The 18,465-nt window shown below is 60.6% G+C and carries 16 protein-coding genes; 13 read left to right on the forward strand and 3 right to left on the reverse strand.

Going from position 1 to position 18,465, the window contains the following annotated elements; genetic code table 11:
• Positions 1–2 precede the first annotated feature (2 nt).
• From CHU70_RS10240 to CHU70_RS10295, 12 genes are all read left to right on the forward strand, one after another.
• On the forward strand, positions 3–197 hold the full coding sequence (locus CHU70_RS10240; protein ID WP_005510795.1) for a ubiquitin-like protein Pup: 195 nt from the start codon (positions 3–5) through the stop codon (positions 195–197).
• Between the two features lie 69 nt (positions 198–266).
• Positions 267–1,727 (forward strand): Pup--protein ligase, encoded by a 1,461-nt coding sequence (gene pafA, locus CHU70_RS10245; protein WP_048734207.1) that lies wholly within the window; start codon positions 267–269, stop codon positions 1,725–1,727.
• A gap of 43 nt (positions 1,728–1,770) precedes the next feature.
• Positions 1,771–2,799: a YafY family protein gene (locus CHU70_RS10250; protein WP_070862692.1), complete on the forward strand. Its 1,029-nt coding sequence runs from the start codon at positions 1,771–1,773 to the stop codon at positions 2,797–2,799.
• Positions 2,799–3,830 (forward strand): YafY family protein, encoded by a 1,032-nt coding sequence (locus CHU70_RS10255; protein WP_070862691.1) that lies wholly within the window; start codon positions 2,799–2,801, stop codon positions 3,828–3,830. The genes CHU70_RS10250 and CHU70_RS10255 overlap by 1 nt, the downstream gene beginning before the upstream one ends.
• Before the next feature lie 74 nt (positions 3,831–3,904).
• Positions 3,905–4,273 carry a Sec-independent protein translocase subunit TatA gene (gene tatA / locus CHU70_RS10260; protein WP_070862690.1) on the forward strand — a complete coding sequence of 123 codons (369 nt, stop codon included), beginning with the start codon at positions 3,905–3,907 and terminating at the stop codon, positions 4,271–4,273.
• 18 nt (positions 4,274–4,291) lie between these two features.
• A complete protein-coding gene (gene tatC, locus CHU70_RS10265; protein ID WP_070862689.1) occupies positions 4,292–5,518 on the forward strand; it encodes a twin-arginine translocase subunit TatC in 1,227 nt (408 codons plus the stop codon).
• A 24-nt stretch (positions 5,519–5,542) separates the two neighbouring features.
• Positions 5,543–8,329 (forward strand): RNA helicase, encoded by a 2,787-nt coding sequence (locus CHU70_RS10270; protein WP_070862688.1) that lies wholly within the window; start codon positions 5,543–5,545, stop codon positions 8,327–8,329.
• Positions 8,330–8,418: 89 nt separating this feature from the next.
• A complete protein-coding gene (locus CHU70_RS10275) occupies positions 8,419–9,534 on the forward strand; it encodes a Xaa-Pro peptidase family protein (RefSeq protein ID WP_069359532.1) in 1,116 nt (371 codons plus the stop codon).
• 32 nt (positions 9,535–9,566) lie between these two features.
• On the forward strand, positions 9,567–10,331 hold the full coding sequence (locus tag CHU70_RS10280; protein WP_070602640.1) for an SDR family NAD(P)-dependent oxidoreductase: 765 nt from the start codon (positions 9,567–9,569) through the stop codon (positions 10,329–10,331).
• Positions 10,328–11,554, forward strand: a complete 1,227-nt coding sequence (locus CHU70_RS10285) for a bifunctional cobalt-precorrin-7 (C(5))-methyltransferase/cobalt-precorrin-6B (C(15))-methyltransferase (RefSeq protein WP_070429699.1) — start codon at positions 10,328–10,330, stop codon at positions 11,552–11,554. The genes CHU70_RS10280 and CHU70_RS10285 overlap by 4 nt, the downstream gene beginning before the upstream one ends.
• A gap of 46 nt (positions 11,555–11,600) precedes the next feature.
• Positions 11,601–12,374 carry a precorrin-4 C(11)-methyltransferase gene (gene cobM / locus CHU70_RS10290; RefSeq protein ID WP_048734069.1) on the forward strand — a complete coding sequence of 258 codons (774 nt, stop codon included), beginning with the start codon at positions 11,601–11,603 and terminating at the stop codon, positions 12,372–12,374.
• Complete coding sequence (locus CHU70_RS10295; RefSeq protein ID WP_070862687.1) at positions 12,362–13,102, forward strand: cobalt-precorrin-6A reductase; 741 nt, start codon at positions 12,362–12,364, stop codon at positions 13,100–13,102. The genes cobM and CHU70_RS10295 overlap by 13 nt, the downstream gene beginning before the upstream one ends.
• A gap of 3 nt (positions 13,103–13,105) precedes the next feature.
• Here CHU70_RS10295 and cobJ read toward each other — a convergent pair whose 3' ends face one another.
• The 3 genes from cobJ to cobG are packed head-to-tail and all read right to left on the reverse strand — an operon-like array spanning position 13,106 to position 16,557.
• Complete coding sequence (cobJ, locus tag CHU70_RS10300; protein ID WP_070862686.1) at positions 13,106–14,716, reverse strand: precorrin-3B C(17)-methyltransferase; 1,611 nt, start codon at positions 14,714–14,716, stop codon at positions 13,106–13,108.
• A gap of 3 nt (positions 14,717–14,719) precedes the next feature.
• The gene (locus CHU70_RS10305; protein WP_070862685.1) at positions 14,720–15,370 is read right to left on the reverse strand and encodes a precorrin-8X methylmutase; all 651 of its coding nucleotides are present in this window, start codon (positions 15,368–15,370) and stop codon (positions 14,720–14,722) included.
• Between the two features lie 11 nt (positions 15,371–15,381).
• On the reverse strand, positions 15,382–16,557 hold the full coding sequence (gene cobG, locus CHU70_RS10310; protein ID WP_070862684.1) for a precorrin-3B synthase: 1,176 nt from the start codon (positions 16,555–16,557) through the stop codon (positions 15,382–15,384).
• A gap of 251 nt (positions 16,558–16,808) precedes the next feature.
• Between cobG and CHU70_RS10315 the strand changes: the two genes are divergently transcribed.
• Entirely contained in the window at positions 16,809–18,371 is a 1,563-nt protein-coding gene (locus tag CHU70_RS10315) for a lipase family protein (RefSeq protein ID WP_049170527.1), read from the forward strand.
• Positions 18,372–18,465: the final 94 nt, after the last annotated feature.

Consider the following 18,465-nt stretch of genomic DNA (forward strand, 5'->3'; position numbering starts at 1 on the left):
TCATGGCTGGTAACACTCAGGTTTTCGGCGGCGGTTCCGGCGGAGGCGACGAGGAAGAGTTCGGCGAGGTCGCTGGCGGCGGTCAGGCTCAGGAGCACGTTGCAGCTGCTGACGACCTGCTGGATGAAATTGATGGTCTGCTGGAGAACAACGCCGAGGAGTTCGTGCGTTCGTATGTCCAGAAGGGTGGCCAGTAAAAAGTGACTGACCAGCAGGTAGGGCAGCAGGAGCCGGAAGCAACGCCGACACCGGTACCGGCACAGGCGTTGACCCGACGCATCACCGGTATTGAGACCGAGTTCGGCATCACTCTGACGCTGGATGGCTCGCGCCGTCTGGGACCGGATGAGATTGCCCGCTACATGTTCCGCCCGGTGATCGCTAAGTACGGGGCAACCAACATTTTCACCCCCAATGCTGGTCGTATGTACCTCGATGTCGGAAGCCACCCGGAGTACGCTACCGCTGAGTGCGATTCGGTCTCGCAGCTGGTAGCGTACGACCGCTCGGGCGAGGTCATCTTGAATGAACTCGCTGAAAAGGCTGAAGCAGAGCTTGCCGACGAGGGCATCGGTGGCAAGGTCTACCTGCTGAAGAACAACGTTGATACCGTCGGTAACTCCTACGGTTGTCACGAAAACTACCTGGTTGGACGTGAACTGGGACTGAAGTCCCTGTCCAAGCTGCTGCTACCTTTCTTGGTTACGCGACAGCTCATCTGTGGCGCGGGGAAGATTTTCCTGCCGTACCCAACCTCGCCGTATCACAACGATCCGATTCAGTACTGCTTCTCGCAGCGCGCGGATCATGTGTGGGAGGGCGTCTCCAGTGCAACGACGCGCTCCCGGCCGATTATTAACACTCGCGATGAGCCACACGCGGACTCCAACCGATTCCGCCGCTTGCACGTCATCGTGGGCGACTCCAACATGAGTGAGACGACGACTGCGCTCAAAATTGGCTCCACTCAGCTGGTACTGGAGATGATTGAAGCCGGCGTGAAGTTGCCGGACTTCGAAGTCGCCAACGAAATCAAGTCCATCCGTGCGGTGAGCCGCGATATGACCGGCAAGGCCGAGATTCCACTGCGCAGTGGCGAAACTGCCACCGCACTGCAGATTCAACGCGAGTTCCTGGACGCTGCGACGGAGTGGCTGAAGGTCCGCGAAGAAAACATGGTCAATGAAGACAAGGGCATTGCCGGGGCCGGCACGTCCAACGAGGAAATGGGCCGCATCGTCGAGCTGTGGGGTCGCGCGCTGGATGCCGTGGAAACCGGTGACTGGTCTCTCATTGAGCACGACATTGACTGGGCCATTAAGTACTCGCTCATGAAACGCTACCTGGATCGCGGTCTAACGCTGGAGGACCCCAAGCTTCATCAAATCGACTTGGCCTACCACGACATCCGTCCCGGCCGAGGCATCTTCCGTGCGCTGGAAGCCCGTGGCATTGCCTCGCGGTGGATCACCGATGAGCAGGTCGCTGAGGCAGTCCGCATCGCACCGCCAACTACTCGTGCGAAGCTGCGCGGTGATTTCCTCGTTGCAGCTGAAGACTCCAGTTTGAAGACCGTAGTGGACTGGACACACCTGAAGATTTCCGGTGACGATCCCATCTCCACCATGCTCGGCGACCCGTTTGCCACGGAAAACAATGAGGTCAATGAGATGATCGAGATTCTGACGGCCGCGAAGAAGACCTCGGATACGGATCCGGAAAACTAGTTCCGCCCCCGGAAACTGCCCCAGGAAAAGGAGCCCCACAGTCGTGTCTGTCCCACCGGTATCGGAAAGCCCCGGATCCGCTGCGATCAGTGAGACCCAACGCCAGGTTCAGCTGCTGTTGGCGCTTGCCGACGACACCGGGTGGGTCAGCGAGTCGTGGATCTCCAAACATGTCGAGGGTTACTCCCGTGTTTCCGAGGATTCCCGGGCTCGTTATTTACGTGCGGACACCGCGGCGCTCCTGGCAGCCGGGGTCCCGGTGGAGGTTTCGTCGTCAAGCGCGGGCGATAAGGTCAAGCGTCTGCGACTGAATAGACTACGGTGGCCCCAGCACGACCCCGAGTTCACTGAAGCGGAGGCTTCGGTGGTTTTCCAGGCGGCGAATGCGGCGTTTGGTTCGGAGGAGCTGAGCTCGACGGCTGTGGCGGCGTGGCGGAAGCTCGCATCGTTTGCGCAGCGCAGCGCCATTGCGAAGCCGGATGAGTCGGTGGTGGTGGCCGATGCGGTGGATATGAGTCGAGTGGATTTCAGCACACTGCTGACTGCAATGACCTCGCCGCGCCGGACAGTGGAGATGTGGTACTCCCGCCAGTACGGCGTGGATGATGAACTGCGCGTGCTGGAGCCGTGGGGTCTGATTAACCTGCGCGGGCGCTTTTATGTGTTGGGCTTTGATCCGCAGCGTGAGGCGGCGCGTATGTTCCGGCTCAGCCGTATCCGCGATGTGTCGGATACAGGGAAGTCGGCGACCCAGCCAATGCCCGATGGTGACTTGCAACAGATTGCGGAAAACATGTTGCACCGCGGTGGCAAGACCTATCAGGCGGTTGTTCGTATCGCTCCGAATACCTGCGCTGATGTGGTGATGAAAGCGACCGCGTTGGGGGATGGGCGCTACGAGCTGCCAGCGGCACCTGTGAGTGAGATTGTGTCCACAGGTTTGAGTTACGCACCGGATTTGATTGTGGAATCACCTGAAGAGGCACGGTCGGAGATTATTGCTCGGTTGGAGCAGGTACTCGCTCGCCATGGCGGATCGAATGGTGCGAAGAACGCTTTGGAGGGCAACTAATGACAGTGCATGCAGCCCGGGAACTTGACGCGAATGTCAGTGTCGACGAGTTGTTGGCGGTCGTACCGTACTTTTCGCAGCACCGTTCAATGACAGAGGCCGCTACCGAGCTGGCCATACCTTTTGCCCGAATTCGGGCAATCGTGGAGCAGATTGCCGACATCGACCAGCCGGGACTCCTCGGAGTGCGGGCTTTTGAAGTTGATTACCGCAACAGCTTTGATGTCCGTATTCGCCCTCAGGCAACGGTGCTCAGCCAGCCACGTGCGCTCACAGCCGAAGAAACCGCGACCTTGCTGCTCATCCTGGAAACCATCGAGGACTCCGCAGCCACCACTTCCTCCGAGGCCGCGCAGACGGCCGCGACAAAACTACGCAGTGCTCTGGGAATAAACGTCCCCATCATTGACTCGACCGCTGCGGAAAATGGCAAGGCCTTTTCCTTTTCTGAGCAGATTTATTCCGCGCTGCATCAGCGCAAGGTGTTGAAGGTGCGCTACCGGAATGCCTCAGGGCAGATTACAGCCCGTGAGCTTGACTGTGTCAACGTTTATACAGTTGAATCCACGACGTACCTCCGCGCTGTGGACCGTGCGCAGGAAGACCGTCGCCAGAAGAGCTTCCGCGTCGACCGTCTGGAGGCCGCCGAGGTCCTCGACACTCCCGCCGGTTTCCACCGCCCAGAGCCTGTCGATATCCGTGATCCCCACGCCTTTGGTGCGGAAACGGGAACGTCCGAATGGGCAAGTGTGCTTATCGACGCCGACGCCACCTGGATCGCAGACTATGAACCGGTCTTCTTTACTGAAGATGAGGGAGAAGAAGAGGATACCGAACTGGTCTCTGACCAAGGCTTAGGGCAGTCGGAGTTTGTCGCTGACGTGCCGATGTCCGACTTGGCCGCAACAGCCTCCTTTGTGCTCCGCCGTTCACCGAGCGTAACGGTCGCTGAGCCCTTAAAATTGAAAAACGCCGTTGTTGCGCGAGCCCGCGAAGCTTTGGCAGAGTATGGTCGAAACGACAAGGCTTAAATCAAAGCTTTAATCGCACACGATGTGGCAACTTGCCACTTGTATTTATTTTCATTTGAAAGGTCTCTAAGCGGATGCCGAACCTTGGTCCCTGGGAAATCATCATTATCCTGGTCGTTCTTGTCTTGCTCTTTGGTGCAAAGAAGCTGCCGGATGCCGCACGTTCGCTCGGCCGCTCCATGCGCATCTTCAAGTCCGAGGTCAAGGAAATGCGCAACGATGACGAGCAGCAGGAGCAGACTGCAATTCAGCAGGCTCCGCAGGCCCAGCCACAGCAGCCGTACCAGCCGCAGCAGCAGTACCAGCAGCCGGCACCGCAGGCTCAGCCGCAGCAGCCGTACCAGCCGCAGCAGCAGTACCAACAGCCGGCACCGCAGGCTCAGCCGCAGCAGCCGTACCAGCCGCAGCCTGGCCAGAACAACCCTGGCCAGCCGCAGCAGTAGTAGAAGGCCGGTTGAAGCGTGACTTCAGCTACATCCACATCACGTCCTCGGAAGCGCCAGCGTAAGCGCAATCCCGAGGGCGTGATGACTATTGTCGAGCACATTCAAGAGCTCCGGCGTCGCCTCGTTCTCGCCCTCGCTGGTATTGCCGTCGGCACTGTTGTGGGCTTTATCTGGTATCAGACCGCCTTTACCATTGGTCAGTTCCGCATACCGTTTACCTCGGTCAATGTTGGCCCTGTGCACTTTAAGTCCCTGGGTGAGTTGCTCAAGGATCCGTACTGTCAGCTTCCACCCGAGATGCGTCTCGGCGGCGGTGAGGGCGCGGAGTGTCGTCTGCTGGCGACCAGTCCGTTTGAAATGTTCATGCTGCGGCTGAAGGTCGGTGCGCTGGCCGGTCTGGTGATGTCGTCGCCATGGTGGCTCTACCAGATTTGGGCCTACATCACTCCCGGCTTGGTTCGGAAGGAACGCCGCACCACGCGCAGAGTTGTGACTGCCGCCGCGCTGCTGTTTGTCATGGGTTCCGTCCTGGCCTACTACGTTGTCGCCATCGGTCTGGAGTTCTTGCTCCAGATTGGTGAAGAGACGCAAATTTCTGCACTCACCGGTTCGCAATACTTCGGTTTCCTCTTGGCGCTCATCGTCTGCTTTGGCGTGAGCTTTGAGGTTCCGCTTTTCCTGGTCATGTTGAACATGGCCGGTGTCGTTACCTACGAGAGCATCAAGGACAAGCGCAGCATCATCATTATGTCGCTGTTCATCTTTGCGGCCTTCATGACTCCGGGGCAGGAACCAATATCCATGGTCGCAATGGCGACGTCACTGACATTGTTGGTAGAAATCGCAATCCAGATTTGTCGTCTCCATGACCGTCGTAAAGCAAATGAGCGACCGGAGTGGTTGGACGTCGATGACGAGCAAGGCTCCGGACCGATTACGGCTTCCGGTCCGATTGGCTCCGCCGGCGGTATCGGTGACGTGGGCGGCATCGACGCCCCGACTTCAGTAAGTGCGCCGACGTCGATTCAGCCGGGCGGCATGCCGACGGCATCAGCGGCCCCGACGACCTCTCCGGTCTCTGGCCCCACGCCAGTGAACGCGCCGACGCCGACGCGGGCATCCCAGATGCGTCCTACTCGCAATTCGCGTCCACCACGGCCACAGGGCATGATTCCGGAGACTCCGATGCCGACGCAGGACTTGCGAAATCGTCCGACGAGCGACTTTGATGATGTTCTCTAGCGCGGTTTATGACACTCTAGAGGCATGACTCTTCTCGGCGATTTCGTCAGCCAACAGGATTTCGATCTTGACGACTTTCAGCTCCGCGCCTGCCAATCAATTGAGGCAGGGCGGGGCGTTGTCGTCTGTGCACCCACCGGTGCGGGCAAGACCATTGTTGGCGAATTCGCTATTTATGCAGCTCTTGAGCGCGGTGGCAAGTGCTTTTACACCACACCTATCAAGGCGTTGAGCAACCAGAAGTACCACGACCTAGTCGAGGACTACGGCGAGGACCGCGTAGGCCTGCTCACTGGCGACACTTCTATTAATGGCGACGCGGACATCGTGGTGATGACCACCGAGGTGCTGCGCAATATGATTTACGCGAACTCACCGACGCTGAAGAAACTCACGCATGTGGTGATGGACGAGATTCACTACCTCGCAGACCGCGAGCGCGGCGCTGTCTGGGAAGAGGTTATTTTGAACCTCGACCAGTCCGTGGCCGTCATCGGTTTGTCCGCGACGGTGTCCAACTCCGAGGAGTTCGGCCGCTGGCTGTCCACGGTGCGCGGGCACACGGACGTCATTGTCACGGATCTGCGCCCGGTTCCGCTGCATCAGCACATGCTGGTGGGAAACCGTCTCTATCCACTCTTCGAGGCAAAGTCGGACAAGGTCAATCAGGACCTGTTGGAGGCGTGCCGTCGTGCCGAGTTCGGCTACGGCGACGCTGGGGCCAGGGAGCGCTACCAGTACAAGAAGCACAAGGGCGGTGGGCGCTCGTATAGCTGGGGCGATAAGGGGCAGCGCAAGTTCCGTCCGCCGAAGCGCGGCGATGTTATCCGCATGCTCGGCTCCATGAACATGCTGCCCGCGATTGTTTTCATCTTCTCCCGCGCGGGCTGCGAAGGCGCGCTGGCGCAGGTCGGTGCTACGCGCGCAGAGCTCACTGACCGGGATGAGCAGGAGCGCATCGCCAAGATTATCGATGACGGTGTTGCACACATTCCGAAGGAAGATCTGCAGGTTCTCGGTTTCCTGCGCTGGCGCCGCATTCTCATCCGTGGTTTTGCGGCGCACCATGCGGGCATGCTGCCGGCGTTCCGGCACATTGTGGAAGAGCTCTTTAACGAAGGCCTGGTCAAGGTTGTCTTCGCCACCGAGACGCTTGCGCTGGGCATCAACATGCCTGCCCGCACGGTCGTGCTGGAGAAGCTGGTCAAGTTCAACGGCGAAGCACATGTGGATCTCACGCCGGGTCAGTACACGCAGATGACCGGTCGCGCTGGCCGCCGCGGTATCGACACTGTCGGCAATGCAGTGGTGCAGTGGGCCCCGGCAATGGATCCGAAGGCTATCGCAGGGCTGGCATCTACGCGCACATATCCGCTGATTTCCACCTTCGCGCCGAGCTACAACATGAGCGTCAACCTCCTGCAGACGCTCGGCTACGAAGGCTCGAAGCGCGTCATGGAGCGCTCATTCGCCCAGTTCCAGGCGGATGGCGACATTGTCGGAGTCGCCGCCGAACTGTCCAAGGCAAAGCAGGAAGCCGCGGCCCTGCGTGCGGAATTGCTCGGCAGGGGAGCCGATGCGCACGCTGAAGGGGCGGAGGCTGAGGGGTCGTCGTCAAGCGAGGAAGGCAGTTCGCGTGACGACGAGCGCCTAACCCAGATGCTTGAATACCTGGATCTGCGCGCGAAGCTGACCCAGGAGGAGAAGAACGCCAAGCGCCGCAATATTGAAGACCGCCACACGGAAACAGTGACCGCGCTGCGCAGACTCCGTCGAGGCGAGGTTATTCCGCTGCCGAAGGGTAAGAAGGTGCAGCTGGCGGTGGTGTACCGAGAGGACCATTCGAAGTCGAATCCACGTCCCGGTGTCATCAGTGTCGGCGGGTTCGTGGGGCGTGTAGAGCCGCATATCTTCCCAGCGGCGCCGCAGACGGTCGGCGCGATTAAGCTGCCTCGGGATGCGGACCGGCATCCGCGACGTGCGCTCGGAATTGTGCGCGCAGAGATTGGCCGCAAGGGGCTAAAGGGACCAAAGAGGCTGAAGCGTCGCACTGGTGGCAACTCGCCGGCGGTGAGGAAGTTGCGCCAGGAGCTGCGCGAGCATCCGCTACATGGCGATCCTGCGGTGGAGACGATGGCTCGTCACGCCGATACGCTGCGGCAGGCCGAGGCGCATGTGGCCAAGCTGCAGAAGCGCGTCGATTCCGCCTCGGATACATTGGCGCGCACATTCGACCGCATGCTGCAGTTGCTAACACAGATGGACTACGTCGAATGGCCGGAGGGCGCGGAGCCGACAATTACCGAGGAAGGCCTTCGGCTGGCGCAGATTCACAACGGCTCGGATTTGCTGGTGGCCACGTGTCTGCGCCGCGGTATTTGGGATGACCTGGACCCCGCGGAACTGGCCGGTGCGGTGTCGAGCTTGGTCTTTGAAAACCGCAAGGCCAGTCAAGGCAGTGATGAGGTGCCTACCGAGCCGCTGGCCAAGGCGCTGGGGAACACCTACCGCATCTGGGAGGAACTGTCGGAGGATGAGCGCCGTTACCGGCTGCCGGTAACGGACTTGCCGGATATGGCTTTTGCTACGGCAATTCATCAGTGGACTGCGGGTGCACCGCTGGGGTACTGCCTGCAAGCCGCCGCCGAGAGTGGCGCGGAGCTGACCCCGGGCGACTTTGTCCGCTGGTGCCGTCAGGTCATTGACCTGCTGCAGCAGATCAAGAAGACGGGCTACTCCACGGACATTCGCGACAAGTCCGCCGAGGCTATTCAGGCAATTCGCAGGGGCGTAGTGGCGCTGAACAATTAGTTGCCGGTTACGTTGGTCAGCCGAAGCCTCGTCGCCCCGAGGCCACTCAACCGGCGACGGGCACAGGCCGACGGGTACAGTTGGCAACTATGAGCAACGGTATCTTTAGCTTTGGCATCTATCAGCAGCGTCTGGATCGCACTGCGGAGCTACTCCGCAGCCGCGATGCGGACGCTGCAGTCTTTGGAACCGGCGCTGACCTGCAGTATCTCATTGGTTCTGCGGTCACTTCGCATGAACGCCTGACGGCGCTGGTGGTCACTGCATCCGGCACTACCACACTGGTACTGCCCGCCGTGGAGCGCGGGGATCTGCCGCTGTGCGCTATCGGTGATCTCAACGCCGATGTGGTGTTGTGGGAAGACGGAGAGAATCCGCACCGCATTGTCGCCGACTTGGTGGGCCACGTGGGCACCCTCGCAGTGGGCGCTTCGTTGACCGCTGACCACTTGATTCCCATTCAGGATCTCACTGGAGCCAAGACTGTATTGGCCGGAGACCTTCTGAAGGAACTGTTCATGCGCAAGGACGCCGCTGAGATTGATCAGCTGCGCGAGGCCGGCGCCGCTATTGACCGCGTTCACGCTCGTGTGCCGGGTATGCTGCGCGCAGGTCGCACTGAGCGCGAGGTCGCCGATGAGATTTCGGCTGCCATCCTGGAGGAGGGGCACGTCGCCATTGACTTCGTCATTGTCGGCTCCGCTGAAAATGGTGCGAATCCGCACCACGATTTCTCCGACCGCGTCATCGAGGAAGGCGACGTGGTGGTCGTCGATATCGGAGGCACCTTGCCGCTTGGCTACCACTCCGATTGCACGCGCACCTATGTCGTCGGCAAGCCGGGGGAGAAGGAAGCTGCAGCGTGGGCGGCTCTGCGCAAGGCGCAGGAAGCTGCCGTGGCGGCGGTGCGCCCCGGTGTGACGGCTGCAGAGATCGATGCGATTGCGCGTAATAGCCTCACCGCTGCGGGCTACGGCGAGTACTTCATTCACCGCACTGGTCATGGCATTGGCCTGTCCACGCATGAAGAGCCGTTCATTATGGCTGGCAATGAGCTCAAGCTCGAGCCTGGCATGGCGTTTTCGGTGGAGCCGGGTGTGTACCTGCCGGGTGAGTTCGGTATGCGGCTGGAAGACATCATCGTTGTCACCGAAGACGGCGGAGAATCGGTCAATAATGGTCCGCACGATTTAATTACCGTCTAATCGAGGTCTAGAGGAAAGGTATTTTCTAGCGCATGGGACACGTACTCGTTCTTGGTGCCACCAGCGAGATCGGCGGGGAAGTTGCCGCGCGACTGGCCAACCACAACACCTTCACGCTCGCTGCGCGCCGCACTGAGGCGCTCGACGGCATTGCCGGTCGGCTCATCGACTCCGGTGCCGTCGCGGTGCACCGCATCCACTTTGATGCCGATGACATCGCGGCACACCGCCAGTTCGTCGAGCACGCCTGGCAGCACGGTCCCATCGACACGGTGATTGTCGCGTTCGGTATCCTCGGTGATCAACGGAAGTGTGAGGAGTCCGGCGAGGCTGCTGCGGCAGTCATTCATACCGACTTCACGGCACAGGCGTCGATTCTCACTGAGATTGTCGCGCGCATGGAGTCCGACATCGCCGCCGGCACGCTGCCTGTGCGAGATAAGGTCGCGGGCCGCATCATGGCCTTTTCCTCTATCGCAGGTGCCCGCGTGCGCCGCGCCAACTACGTCTACGGTTCGGCGAAGGCCGGCCTCGACGGTTTCCTCCAGGGCATGCAGGACCGCCTGCACGGCAGCCATATTCAGCTGACGATTGTCCGGCCTGGCTTCGTCATCGGCCGCATGACCGAAGGCATGAAGCCGGCACCGATGTCCTCGCGCCCCGCCGAGGTCGCTGAGGCCGCCGTCACCGCTTTCGACGGTCGGAAGCCCCACGTCTGGGTTCCGCGCAAATTGGCATTGCTCGCCCGCGCCACACATCTGACTCCGCGCTGGATTTGGCGGAAGATGCCCCGATGAGCCCAAAGCTTCGCGTCGTCGGCATCGGCTGCGACGGGTACCCTGGCCTATCCGCCCGCGCTGTCGAGGCGTTGTCGTCGGCTCGCCGCATCATTGGCTCTCCCCGTCAGCTCCATTTGCTTGCCGACGTCAACCTGGACGCCGACCTCTCACCTTGGCCAGGTGGCTTCTGGAAGGACTGGCAGGCCACCCTGGCAGATATTGACCCCGCAGTCGATGTCATCCTCGCCAGTGGCGACCCCATGTTCCACGGTGTCGGCGCGTCCCTGGTTCGGGAGCTCGGCCGTGGCGCCGTGGAGGTTATTCCAGCGCCATCGTCAGCCTCATTGGCCTGCGCCTACCTCGGCTGGCCCTTGCATGACACTCCGGTGATTTCGCTGGTGACAGGGGAGCCGGGGCTACCTGGAGCCGCGCGTGTGGTACCGGTAGCGGATTCACTACGGCCCTTCCTGGTGCTGTGCCGAAACGCGGACTCAGTGAAAGAGGTCGCTACGGTTTTAGCCGACCGCCCAGACACCAAGCTCACCGCGCTGACCAATCTCGGCGGCACGGAAGCTACAGGGCTGCCGGAGTCCGTTGCCGCAGGCACGGTGGCGAACCCACCAGTTCCAGCTGGCAACCTCACGGTGCTGGCGGTGGAGCCGTCGGGAAGCGCGCGCGGCTGGCTGCGCGACGGTGACTTTGATTCGGATGGTCAGCTGACGAAGGCGCCGATTCGCCAAATGACGGTCGCTGCATTGGATCCGCGGCCGGGAGCTCTGCTGTGGGATGTCGGCGGTGGCACGGGGTCGATTGGCATTGAGTGGGCTCGGCACGGCGGACGTGCGGAAATTTTCGAGCGCGATGCTGTTCGTGCAGAGCGAATTGCTAAGAATGTGGCGGCTCTGTCTGGCAATGTGACCGTCCACCACGGCGCAGCGCCGGGGGTTTTGGCTGACTCGAATCTTCGCCCAGATGCCATTTTCATCGGCGGAGGTCTCACTGCTGACGGAATGATTGAAACCTGTTGGCAACGCCTTGCCCCGGGTGGCATCATCGTCGCAAACACCGTGACGCTGGAGTCGGAGGCTTTGCTGTGGCAGGCGCGTCGCGACTATGGCGGGGATGTCACCCGGCTTTCCGTGGAGCGCGCAGGTGCAGTCGGCAGTTTCACTGCGTGGCGCCCTGCGTTGCCGGTGGTGCAGTGGGTGGCGGAGAAGCCAGTAGCGCCTGCGCTACCATAGACGTAATATCTCTGTCTAGAAAATATTGAGGACTCTGTAACTCACAATGACTGTGTATTTCATCGGTGCAGGCCCGGGGGCAGCGGATTTGCTGACGCTGCGCGCGGACCGGCTTATTCGTTCCTGCCCAGTGTGTCTTTACGCGGGATCGATTGTCCCGCCTGAGGTGCTGGAAAACTGCCCCGAGGGCGCAGAGATTATCAATACCGCGCGTATGCCGCTGGATACCATCATCGAGACCATTCAGGCGGCACATGCGGCGGGCAAGGATGTCGCACGCCTGCAGTCCGGTGACCCGTCGGTGTGGTCGGCGCTGGCAGAGCAGGTTCGTCGTCTCAGCGAGCTCGGCATTGACTACGAAATCGTTCCGGGTGTGCCGGCATTTTCCGCGGCGGCGGCCGCTCTGGGCCACGAGCTCACGGTGCCAACCGTTGGTCAGTCAGTGGTGCTGACTCGTATCTCCGGGCGCGCTTCCAAGATGCCGGAGGGCGAAACCTTGGAGAACTTCGGTCGCACGGGCGCGACCCTGTGCATTCACTTGGCCGCCCACGATATTGACCGTGTGGTTGAGGAGCTCACCCCGCATTATGGTGAGCACGGCCCGGTGGCAGTGGTAGCTTTCGCATCCCGTCCGGAACAGGTTATTCTCCGCGGTACGCTGGCTGATATTGCGCAGCAGGTCAAGGATGCAGGTGTGACTCGTACGGCTGTCATCATTGTCGGCAAGGTGCTCACCGCCGAGGCGTTCCCGGATAGCTACCTCTACAGCGATGATCGCCCACGCGATGAATACGGACGGACCATCCCATGCGTGCACTAATACTGGGTGGAACTGCTGAAGCCCGCGCCCTGGCCAAGCGCCTAGTGGGCGAGGGCTGGTTTGTCACCTCGTCACTGGCCGGTCGCGTTTCCAACCCCAAGCTGCCCGTCGGCAATGTCCGTATCGGCGGTTTTGGCGGTCCCGCAGGACTGACTCGATGGCTAATCTCCGATGCCACTGAAGTCATCATCGATGCCACGCATCCGTATGCAGAACAGATCAGCGAATCTGCTGCTGAAGCTGCCCGCGCCACCGGTATTCCGCTCGTTGCGCTGCATCGCCCTGCGTGGGAGAAGCAGCCAGGAGACAACTGGATTGAGGTGTCCTCCATGCAGGAGGCCGCGGACGTTGTTGCCGACCGTTTCTACAGCCCGTTTCTCACTATTGGCCGTCAGCAGCTTGCTCCATTTACCGGTGACTCCAACGGCCGTTACCTCATTCGCTGTGTGGAACAGCCCGCGCCGCCGCTGCCGAAGAATCGGAAGATTATTCTCAGCCGTGGGCCCTACGAAGTCGCAGCGGAGCGCAAGCTCATGCGGGATTACGCCGTGGACTGCGTGGTGACCAAAAACTCCGGTGGTGCTGCTACCTACGCAAAGATTGAGGCAGCCCGCGACCTAAAGAAGCCGGTCGTTATCGTGCAGCGTCCGCAGCTGCCCGGCGCGGATATCGCCACCGTCGCCACAACGGTGGATGAGGCGTACAACGCCGTCATCCGCCGGGCGTAGCGGCTAACGCAGCAACTCGCCAGTTCCGCTGGTGCCGCCCTCCCCGTAGTGACGTGCGGTGTAGACCCGAGTGGTCTTGCCGGCACGATACGCCTTCGTCGACGACGAACCGATAATCACCATGGTTCGCATATCGACGACATCCGGATCGAACTCCGCCAACGTGGTCACGGTAACGTTTTCCTGCTCCGAGCCAACTGCCCGTGCCACAATCACAGGCGTTGTCGGCTCGCGGTATTCCAAAGCCAAGGCTCGTAGCTCTCGGATCTGCCATCTCCGCGACTTGGATGCCGGGTTGTAAACAGCAAATGCCATGTCTGCTCCGGCTACGGCACGCACTCGCTTAACGACGACCTCCCAGGGCTTCAACCTGTCGGAGAGACTGAGCATCGCAAAGTCATGGCCAAGGGGAGCGCCCACTCGACTTGCGACAGCCTGAGCCGCAGTCATGCCTGGCACGACTCGAACTGGAATGTCTCGCCACATATCGTCATCAGCGACTTCCAGCACTGCGGCCGCCATAGCGAAGACCCCCGGGTCACCGGAACTGACCACCGCAACTCGACCTCCACGCTTGGCGATATCCAGCGCCATAGTGGCTCGCTCTGCCTCTACGCGGTTGTCTGAGAGGTGGCGGCGTTGCCCGGCGCGCTCAGGAACCCGGTTGATGTAGGTGGAGTAGCCCACCAGATCCGTGGCTCGGGCCAGTTCCTCGGTGACTTCTGGGGTGGTCCAGCGCTCCGCACCCGGGCCTAGGCCGACAACGACGACTTCACCAACTGCTGGGGCAGCCGACTCAGTCGCCGTATCGGTGACTGTATCGCTCGCCGCATCATTAGCTGGCTCAGGCGCCCCAGAAACACTCCGTTCAGTTCCGTAGACAGCGGAAGGCACGACGGCTACTGCGAAGTACGGAACTTTCTCCGGGCCTGCATCGGCCAGCGGGTAGCTGGTGTGCTCATTCATGGTTGCTCGCTCGACAACGTAGGCGCGCTCGAGCATGCCTGCGGACTGCAACGCTGTACGAACCTTCTCAACGTTTTTCCCCAGCTTCATAATGACTACACAGTCTGAGGCGTCAAGAACCGCAGCGATGCGCTCGGAATCAGCGGTGGCGGGAACAACGCTGACGATTTCGGTAGCCTCGCCGAGCGGCTGACCAATCTCTGCTGCCGCCGCAGTAATGCTGGCCACTCCAGGGACAATCTCAGTGGGAAAGTCCTCGCTGAGGGCGTGATGCAGATGCTGGTACGAGCTATAGAGCATCGGGTCACCGAGCGAAAGAACTGCAACACTTCGTCCCTCGGCCAAGTGCTTGTGCAGGCGAGCAGTGGCCTCTGCATAGAAACCGGCGAGCTGCTCGCGATAGTCGGCTGGGCGCCCGGTGGTCACCGGGTATTGCAATTGTTCTTCCACGGCAGCGTCGTCACGCGCGTCAATCAGTTCGGCGGCGATTGAGCGCGCCGTGGAACGTCCGTGAGTGCCGGCATGGTAGGCGATGACATCGGCTGTGCGGATGATGTCGGCACCGCGGAGTGTAATGAGACCTGCGTCGCCGGGACCGAGTCCGACGCCGTAGAGATGACCAGGCTGAGCACTGTAGGAGCCGGACATGGTTTAGATGATCTCCTTTGCGGTGGCAATGGCATTGAGGGCAGCACAGGTGATAGCCGAGCCACCGCGACGGCCGGTGACGGTGATGTACTTCAGCTCTGGGTTTTCGGCACCGGAGTCGATAGTGGCCTGCTTTGATTCCGCGGCACCGACGAAGCCCACTGGCATGGACAAAATGGCAGCGGGCATGGGGAAGGAGCCTTCATTGATACGGTTAAGCAAGTGGAAGAGAGCGGTAGGAGCGTTGCCGATGGCGACGACCGCGCCCTCTAGGCGTGGCTTCCACAGCTCCACGGCGGCAGCAGTGCGCGTGGTGCCGAGTTCTTGAGCCAGTTCGGGGACGCGCTCATCACGCAGCAGGCAGATGACCTCGTTGTCAGCAGGTAAGCGCTTGCGGGTAATACCCGAGGCGATCATGTTGACATCGGTGAAGATAGGAGCGCCTTCCTCGAGAGCCTGGCGAGCTGCGCGCACAGCTCCCGTGGAAAAGACGATGTCCTTGGCCAGGTCGGTCTGACCTGCTGCGTGAATCATTCTGACAGCGACGGTTTCCTCATCGGCATCGAAGCGGGAAAGATCGCTTTCTTCGCGAATGATGGCAAACGAGTTGCGGTAAATATCCGCACCGTCGGTGTTGTACTCAAAGCGCTTCATAGGCTTAAAGCCTAGTCCACAGCAGTGACTTCGTATTCTCCGTCCCCGGTGGCGAGATAGTCGAAGTAACCGCCCTTGGGCTTGCCGCAGCGACGCTCACAACCGGAGAAGTGCACGCGCCCCTCGGGCAGTCGGCCATCGGCAATTGCGTGAGAAGCATCGCCGCGGGTGTCAGCCAGAGACTTTTTGCAGCCGGGGCGTCCGGTGCAGGCGCTGACGCGCAGCCAGGTGGACTTCCGGTCGAAGATCAGGCCATTGGGCGCCAATACCTTGACGACCTGTTCGGCAACTTCCTCTTCCAAATCGTGCAGAATCAGCGAGTACCACGGAGTGATGTGCACCGGCACCTGAGTGTGCGAAATCGCACGGGCCAGACGCGCTGGGAGGACGCCAAAGCGCAGGCCAGCGGCCAGGCTAACCAGGCCATCCGGCTGGTCTATCCAACCGATCTGGCGGGACAGCCCGGCGGTGGCATCGAAGCTCTCAGCCGGGGTCGGCTCCTGGCGACGGACTCGGGCGCCCAATTCCTCGATTACGGCATCGACAATGCGCTCGGCCGCATTGGCTTCCGCGATGCGCCAGGCTGAACCACGGCTGTCATTCCACACCTTCGCTGTGGTGATGAGAGCCTCCACGACGTCGTCACGCGAGACGACAAGCCCCGAGGTCGCGCCACCAATGATGAGTTCGAACGTGCTCTCATCGTGGGCGACAACGCCGAAGTCGGGGCGCTCACCGAGCACGTCACCGCGGCCGTCGTCGAAAGCCATGAGTGTGCGACCTGGCAGTGTTGCCAGCGACGGCTCCGCGATGAGAGCCTTGTCGAACTCTTGAACCAGGTCACGAACATCAGCTTTACCGCCGACGCGACCGGACAGCGGCGACTGAAGAACGTTGCGTACGCGGTCGTGGCTCGTGGAGGGAACCAGCTTCTCTTCTTCTGCGGCATCGGCGAATGCGCCGGTGTTGGTGATGCCACGAATCTGAACATTGCCGCGGGAAGTGAAGTGAATATCGCCATCACCGAAGTTTTCGGCCAGATCGGCGAGTACGGCAAAGCCCGGCGCGGGGAGAAAACCTCCGGGGAAGCGAAGGCGACCAATTGCGCCATCAGCTGCGATATGAACCTTTCGGGTGCCGGGGCAGCCGTCCTGACGAGTGCGGGTTCCTTGATCAGATGCAGTCATACTCTCAAGAATACGCAAACACACACAGAGCTGAGCCCCCGAAAACAGGGGCACATTATCCAGCCCCTTTCCAGCCCAACGAAACCATCCTGAAGTGGAGTTTTCATACCCCTCCGCAAAAACATACAAATTCTTCACTGAAAATCCACCGATCTACCTTTTTAAAACCTTATTGTTTTTATAACCTAACTTCCTCTGAATTAAGGGAAGTTTTCATTGGGTTTTCAATCTGGGGTTATTCAGGAGATTTCATGCCACATCACGACGCTGAAGCACTCACGCACGAGGCACACGACACCGTCGGCACCGGCCGTGCCTCGACACAGACACGCTCTGCTTCACGACGAAACCGTCGCACAATCCGAACGGGAATCGGGGTAGCGCTAGCAGGTCTTATGACCATCGGCCTGGCTACACCTGCAAACGCACAGCCACTAAACATCCCGGGCCTATCGGATAGTGGGCTGGCGGATAAGGTGTCGTCGTCAAGCGCAAACCGCGAACTGCCTGGTTTCGGCCATGTACCGAACCCGAATATGGAGAGGCTACTCGGCATCGAGAAAGACGATGAGGAGTCTGGTAGCGAGGGCGCAGGCAGGCAGCTGACCCCGGAACAGGCTCGCGTGGCCGCAGCCTCTCCGCTGAATTCTCTGCCGCTGACCCCGTCGCGCACGGCAAATGCCGGCATGCTGGTCAGCAGTGAGGATGCCGAGATGATGGTGAACGACAAGCTGTGGAATGTGGATGCCAAGCGTATTCACTACAACTCCACGGATTCCCTCGGAAATCCCAGTGTGGACACAGCCCTTGTGGTGACGCCGAAGACGGAGTGGAAGGGCAGCGGTCCGCGTCCGGTCGTCGCAATCGCGCCGGGCACGCAGGGTGGCGCGGAAAAGTGCGACCCCTCGGTATCCTCGCAGACCGGCCTAAAGATTGAGTTCGGTCCGTTGGACATTATTGCTCCATACGAGACGATCCCGATGGTCGCGAACTTGAAGCGAGGCGCGACTGTGGTGATGATCGACCACCACCGCAATTCCCAGGGTAACCAGGACTACGTCGACAACATCGCCTCGGCACAGTCACTGTTTGATGCCGTGTCTGCCTCACACGAGCTCGGCGTGGACAAAAATGCGCCCGTGGGAATTTATGGCTACTCCCAGGGTGGCTCCGCAGCCGCTGCAGCCGCTGAGCGTGCAGGTGTCTACGCTCCAGAGCTCAACGTCGCCGCATCTGCCGCCGGCGGCCCGCCGTCCGATCTCGCAAACGTCCTCGACCAGATTGATGGCACTACGCTGACCGCCGCGATTGCACTGGCAATCAATTCTGTCCTGGATAAGGATCCGGAGCTGCGCCGAGTCCTCAAGGAAGAAATCAGCCCCGAAGGCAAAGAACTGCTGGACAACGTAGGCAACTACTGCGCGGGTGGCTTGGGTTTCCATCACTCGTTTGAAACCACTGACCAGTACACGACTAGCGGTGAGTCACTCAGCGAGATGATTAAGCGCTACGAGCCGGTACAGAAGGAACTCGCACGCCAGCGCGTCGGCAACTTCGTCCCCAATGCGCCGGTGTACCTCTACTCGGGTGAGCATGATGACATCATCCCCATCAACCAGGTTCGCAAGCTGCGCGATTCCTGGCTGAATCTCGGCTTCACCGACCTGGAGTACGTCGAAAACACGACTTCACCGGTGCTACCGAAGACGGGCATTAACCATATCGTTCCGATGCTCGCGGAACTGACTAATGCCACCGACTTCCTCTGGTCCCACTTCCCAGATCAGCCGGCGGAGCAGTCGCTGGAACTCTAGCAATAGCCCCTGCAGTAGAGTGATGGAGAAATCCACTGCCATGCCGCTGACGAGAAGCTCGGTGAAAATCCGCACGGTCGCGCCACTGTCACAG

The sequence above is a fragment of the Corynebacterium sp. LK10 genome, from assembly GCF_008042455.1.
GTDB lineage: Bacteria > Actinomycetota > Actinomycetes > Mycobacteriales > Mycobacteriaceae > Corynebacterium > Corynebacterium jeikeium_D.

What these genes read in the sequence shown, in the direction of transcription:
- CHU70_RS10270 (WP_070862688.1), top strand. Translation starts at nt 5,543, where the DNA reads ATGACTCTTCTCGGCGATTTCGTCAGCCAACAGGATTTCGATCTTGAC.
- CHU70_RS10275 (WP_069359532.1), top strand. Translation starts at nt 8,419, where the DNA reads ATGAGCAACGGTATCTTTAGCTTTGGCATCTATCAGCAGCGTCTGGAT.
- CHU70_RS10280 (WP_070602640.1), top strand. Translation starts at nt 9,567, where the DNA reads ATGGGACACGTACTCGTTCTTGGTGCCACCAGCGAGATCGGCGGGGAA.
- cobG (WP_070862684.1), bottom strand. Translation starts at nt 16,557, where the DNA reads ATGACTGCATCTGATCAAGGAACCCGCACTCGTCAGGACGGCTGCCCC.
- CHU70_RS10240 (WP_005510795.1), top strand. Translation starts at nt 3, where the DNA reads ATGGCTGGTAACACTCAGGTTTTCGGCGGCGGTTCCGGCGGAGGCGAC.
- CHU70_RS10305 (WP_070862685.1), bottom strand. Translation starts at nt 15,370, where the DNA reads ATGAAGCGCTTTGAGTACAACACCGACGGTGCGGATATTTACCGCAAC.
- cobJ (WP_070862686.1), bottom strand. Translation starts at nt 14,716, where the DNA reads ATGTCCGGCTCCTACAGTGCTCAGCCTGGTCATCTCTACGGCGTCGGA.
- CHU70_RS10315 (WP_049170527.1), top strand. Translation starts at nt 16,809, where the DNA reads ATGCCACATCACGACGCTGAAGCACTCACGCACGAGGCACACGACACC.
- CHU70_RS10295 (WP_070862687.1), top strand. Translation starts at nt 12,362, where the DNA reads ATGCGTGCACTAATACTGGGTGGAACTGCTGAAGCCCGCGCCCTGGCC.
- CHU70_RS10255 (WP_070862691.1), top strand. Translation starts at nt 2,799, where the DNA reads ATGACAGTGCATGCAGCCCGGGAACTTGACGCGAATGTCAGTGTCGAC.
- CHU70_RS10285 (WP_070429699.1), top strand. Translation starts at nt 10,328, where the DNA reads ATGAGCCCAAAGCTTCGCGTCGTCGGCATCGGCTGCGACGGGTACCCT.
- cobM (WP_048734069.1), top strand. Translation starts at nt 11,601, where the DNA reads ATGACTGTGTATTTCATCGGTGCAGGCCCGGGGGCAGCGGATTTGCTG.
- tatA (WP_070862690.1), top strand. Translation starts at nt 3,905, where the DNA reads ATGCCGAACCTTGGTCCCTGGGAAATCATCATTATCCTGGTCGTTCTT.